At 70.4% G+C, this 4,214-nt stretch carries 4 protein-coding genes; all 4 read left to right on the forward strand.

Annotation, left to right across the window (positions count from 1 at the left end):
* Positions 1–49 precede the first annotated feature (49 nt).
* A complete protein-coding gene (locus tag FNH08_RS45990) occupies positions 50–847 on the forward strand; it encodes an aldose epimerase family protein (RefSeq protein WP_322726522.1) in 798 nt (265 codons plus the stop codon).
* A gap of 22 nt (positions 848–869) precedes the next feature.
* The gene (gene pyrE, locus FNH08_RS45995; RefSeq protein ID WP_152777636.1) at positions 870–1,418 is read left to right on the forward strand and encodes an orotate phosphoribosyltransferase; all 549 of its coding nucleotides are present in this window, start codon (positions 870–872) and stop codon (positions 1,416–1,418) included.
* A gap of 225 nt (positions 1,419–1,643) precedes the next feature.
* Complete coding sequence (fbaA, locus tag FNH08_RS46000) at positions 1,644–2,666, forward strand: class II fructose-bisphosphate aldolase (RefSeq protein WP_152777638.1); 1,023 nt, start codon at positions 1,644–1,646, stop codon at positions 2,664–2,666.
* A gap of 93 nt (positions 2,667–2,759) precedes the next feature.
* On the forward strand, positions 2,760–4,214 hold a 1,455-nt coding region (locus FNH08_RS46005; RefSeq protein WP_152777640.1), incomplete at its 3' end, for an MFS transporter.

Raw genomic sequence — 4,214 nt, forward strand, 5'->3', positions numbered from 1 at the left:
CACCCACCCACTCCGCCCAACCACCGGACGCACCCCATAGGGTCGTGCCGTGAGTAACGAAGACATCACGCTGACCGCGGGTGACGCGGAAGCTGTCGTGGCGCCGGGCAACGGCGGACGGGTGAGCGGGCTGCGGGTCGGTGGAACCGAACTGCTGCGGCAGGGCGAGCGGTTCGGCTGCTTCCCGATGGTCCCGTGGTGCGGAAGGACCCGCGACGGCCGGTTCCTCAGCGGGGGCGCCGTACAGCAGATGCCGCTCAACGCCGCACCGCACGCCATCCACGGCACCGCCCGCGACGGCGCCTGGCGCACCGCCCGCGTGACCGGGAACGAGGCCGTCATCACGTACGACCTGGTGGAGCCCTGGCCCTACTCCGGCCGCGTAACCCAGGTCGTCGCCCTCACCGAGGACTCCCTCACGCTCACCATGTCCGTGGAGACGTACGACTCGTCCTTCCCGGCGCAGATCGGCTGGCACCCCTGGTTCAACCGGAACCTCGGAGGGCAGGACGTCCGCCTCGCCTTCGAGGCGGCCTGGCAGGAGGAGCGCGGCGACGACCACCTCCCCACCGGCAACCGCGTCGACCCCAAGCCCGGCCCCTGGGACGACTGCTTCGGGATGCCCGACGGTGTCGACGTCACCCTGACCTGGCCCGGGCAGCTGGAACTCACCGTCGCCTCGCGCGAGGAATGGGTCGTCGTCTACGACGAGCAGGCCGAGGCCGTCTGCGTGGAGCCGCAGACAGGGCCACCCAACGGGCTCAACACCCTGCCGCGTCTGGTCACCCCGATCGAACCCCTGGAGGCGTCGACGACCTGGACCTGGAGGCCTCTCCAAGCCGACTGAGCCGCTGTCTAAGCTGGCTGCCATGACTGAAGTACGCGGCACGCTGTTGCAGCAGATCAAGGACAAGGCCGTCGTGCACGGCAAGGTGACCCTGTCGTCGGGTCTCGAGGCCGACTACTACGTCGACCTGCGCCGCGTCACCCTCGACGGCGAGGCCGCGCCGCTCGTGGGCGAGGTGCTGCTGGACCTGACCGCCGACCTCGAGTTCGACGCCGTCGGCGGTCTCACCATGGGCGCCGACCCCGTCGCCGCGGCCATGCTGCACGCGGCCGCGGGACGAGGGCGGCGGCTCGACGCGTTCGTGGTGCGCAAGGCGGCCAAGGCGCACGGGTTGCAGAGGCGGGTCGAAGGGCCCGAGATCGCGGGGCGGCGCGTGCTCGTCGTCGAGGACACCTCCACCACTGGCGGCTCCCCCCTCACCGCCGTCGAGGCCGTGCGTGAGGCGGGCGCCGAGGTCGTCGCCGTCGCGACCATCGTCGACCGGGCCACCGGAGCCGCCGAGAAGATCCAGGAGGGCGCGGGGGTCCCGTACCTCTTCGCCTACTCCAAGGACGAGCTCGGCCTGGACTGACACGTTCGGTCTGGACTGACACGCACGAGTCACTGACACACACGAGTCGCAGACTCCCAAGGCGGCGAACATATCCGGACACCCTGGCCGGAGCATCCGGCCAGGTCTGGAAAGATGGGGCCGACGATGACGTCGCATCCCAAGGTCTAGGTCAGGGCCGTAAGCAGCGTAAGAGCCGTACAGCTGGACAAGCAGTACGCGACCCGCACATAGAGGAGCGGACAGATGCCCATCGCAACCCCCGAGGTCTACAACGAGATGCTCGACCGGGCGAAGGCAGGCAGGTTCGCCTACCCGGCCATCAACGTGACCTCGTCCCAGACCCTGCACGCGGCGCTGCGCGGTTTCGCGGAGGCGGAGAGCGACGGCATCATCCAGATCTCCACGGGTGGTGCGGAGTTCCTCGGCGGCCAGCACAACAAGGACATGGTCATCGGCGCCGTCGCCCTGGCCGAGTTCGCGCACATCGTCGCCAAGAAGTACGACATCACCGTCGCCCTGCACACGGACCACTGCCCGAAGGACAAGCTCGACGGGTACGTACGTCCGCTGCTCGCGGTGTCGGAGGAGCGCGTCGCCCGCGGCGAGAACCCGCTCTTCCAGTCGCACATGTGGGACGGCTCGGCCGAGACCCTGGCCGACAACCTGGAGATCGGCCAGGAGCTGCTCGCCCGCGCCGCCGCCGCGAAGATCATCCTCGAGGTCGAGATCACCCCGACCGGTGGCGAGGAGGACGGCGTCTCCCACGAGATCAACGACTCCCTGTACACGACCGTCGACGACGCCATCCGTACGGCGGAGGCCCTGGGCCTGGGCGAGAAGGGGCGCTACCTGCTGGCCGCCTCCTTCGGCAACGTGCACGGCGTGTACAAGCCGGGCAACGTCGTCCTGCGTCCCGAGCTGCTGAAGGAGCTGAACGAGGGCGTCGCCGCCCGGTTCGGCAAGCAGTCGCCGTTCGACTTCGTCTTCCACGGCGGCTCCGGCTCCTCCGAGGAGGAGATCCAGACCGCGCTGGAGAACGGCGTCGTCAAGATGAACATCGACACGGACACCCAGTACGCCTTCACGCGCCCGGTCGCCGACCACATGCTGAAGAACTACGACGGTGTGCTGAAGGTCGACGGCGAGGTCGGGTCGAAGAAGACCTACGACCCGCGCACCTGGGGCAAGCTCGCCGAGGCGTCGATGTCCCAGCGTGTCCTGGAGGCCTGCCAGAACCTGCGCTCGACGGGCACGAAGATCAAGTAAGCGGATCGGGGCCATGCAGGTCACGTAACCCGGTGTGCTCCACTTGGGCCCGGCACCTCCTGTGGTGCCGGGCCCTTCCGTATGCTCCGGAGCATGGCTGCGCCGCCGAGCGAGAACAGCGAGAACAGCGACAACACGGCCGTCAGGCTCGCCTCCCCACAGGGGAAGTGGATCCTGCTGACCACCGTGCTGGGCTCCAGCATCGCGTTGCTGGACTCGACCGTGGTCAATGTCGCGCTGCCGTGGATCGGGCGCGATCTGGACGCCGACCTGGCCGTCCTGCAATGGACGGTCAACGGGTACACGCTGACGCTGGCCGGGCTCATCCTCCTCGGCGGGGCCCTTGGCGACCGGTTCGGGCGGCGGCGGATCTTCGTGCTGGGCGTGGTGTGGTTCGCCCTCGCGTCGCTGCTGTGCGGCATCGCCCCGAACGCGGGTGTGCTCATCGTCGCCCGCGCTCTCCAGGGCATCGGCGGCGCCCTCCTCACCCCCGGCTCGCTCGCCCTCATCCAGGCCTCCTTCCACCCGGACGACCGGGGGCGGGCCGTGGGCCTGTGGTCCGGCTTCGGCGGGATCGGCGCGGCGATCGGCCCCTTCCTGGGCGGCTGGCTGGTGGACGGGCCGGGCTGGCGCTGGGTGTTCCTGCTGAACGTCCCCCTCGCGGCCCTGTGCGTGCCCGTCGCCCTCCGGCACGTACCCGAGTCCGCCGACCAGCGCGCCCACGGCCGCTTCGACGTCCTCGGCGCCGCTCTCGGCGCCATGTGCCTGGCCCTGGTGACGTACGCGCTGATCGAGGCCGGGCAGCGGAGCGCGGTGCTGGTGTCGGTGGTGGCGGTCGCGGGGGTGGCGGCCGGGGTGGCGTTCGTGTACGTCGAGCGCCGAAGTCCCGACCCGATGATGCCGCTCGGGATCTTCTCCTCCCGCCAGTTCACCTCGGTCAACCTGGTCACCCTGTGCGTGTACGCGGCCTTCGGCGGCTTCTTCTTCCTGGCGGCGGTCCAGCTCCAGGTGGTGTCGGGCTACTCGGCCCTCGGCGCCGGTACGGCCCTGCTGCCCATCACCGTGATCATGCTCCTGCTGTCGGCGCGCGCGGGCGAGCTGGGCGAACGGATCGGTCCGCGCATCCCGCTCACGGTCGGGCCGCTGGTGTGCGCCGTGGGCATGCTGATGATGCTGCGGGTGGGTCCGGACGCCTCGTACGTCGCGGACGTCCTGCCCGCGCTCCTGGTGCTGGGCCTCGGGATGGTCGCCCTGGTCGCGCCCCTCACCGCCACGGTCCTGGCCTCCGTCGACACCGAGCACGCGGGACTCGCGAGCGGTGTCAACAACGCGGCGGCCCGCGCGGCCGGGCTCATCGCGGTGGCCGCGCTGCCGCTGCTCACCGGGATGGGCTCGGAGGCGTACCGGTCGGCGGACGCCTTCAACTCCGCGTTCGACCGGGCGATGCCGTTGTGTGCGGGGGTGCTGGTGGTGGGTGGGGTCCTCGCGTACGCGACGGTGCGGCGTCCGGCCCCGGACTGCCGCCACCCGGAATGCCGCACCCACTGC

This window comes from Streptomyces spongiae, from assembly GCF_009377185.1.
In the GTDB taxonomy this organism is placed as follows: Bacteria; Actinomycetota; Actinomycetes; order Streptomycetales; family Streptomycetaceae; genus Streptomyces; species Streptomyces spongiae.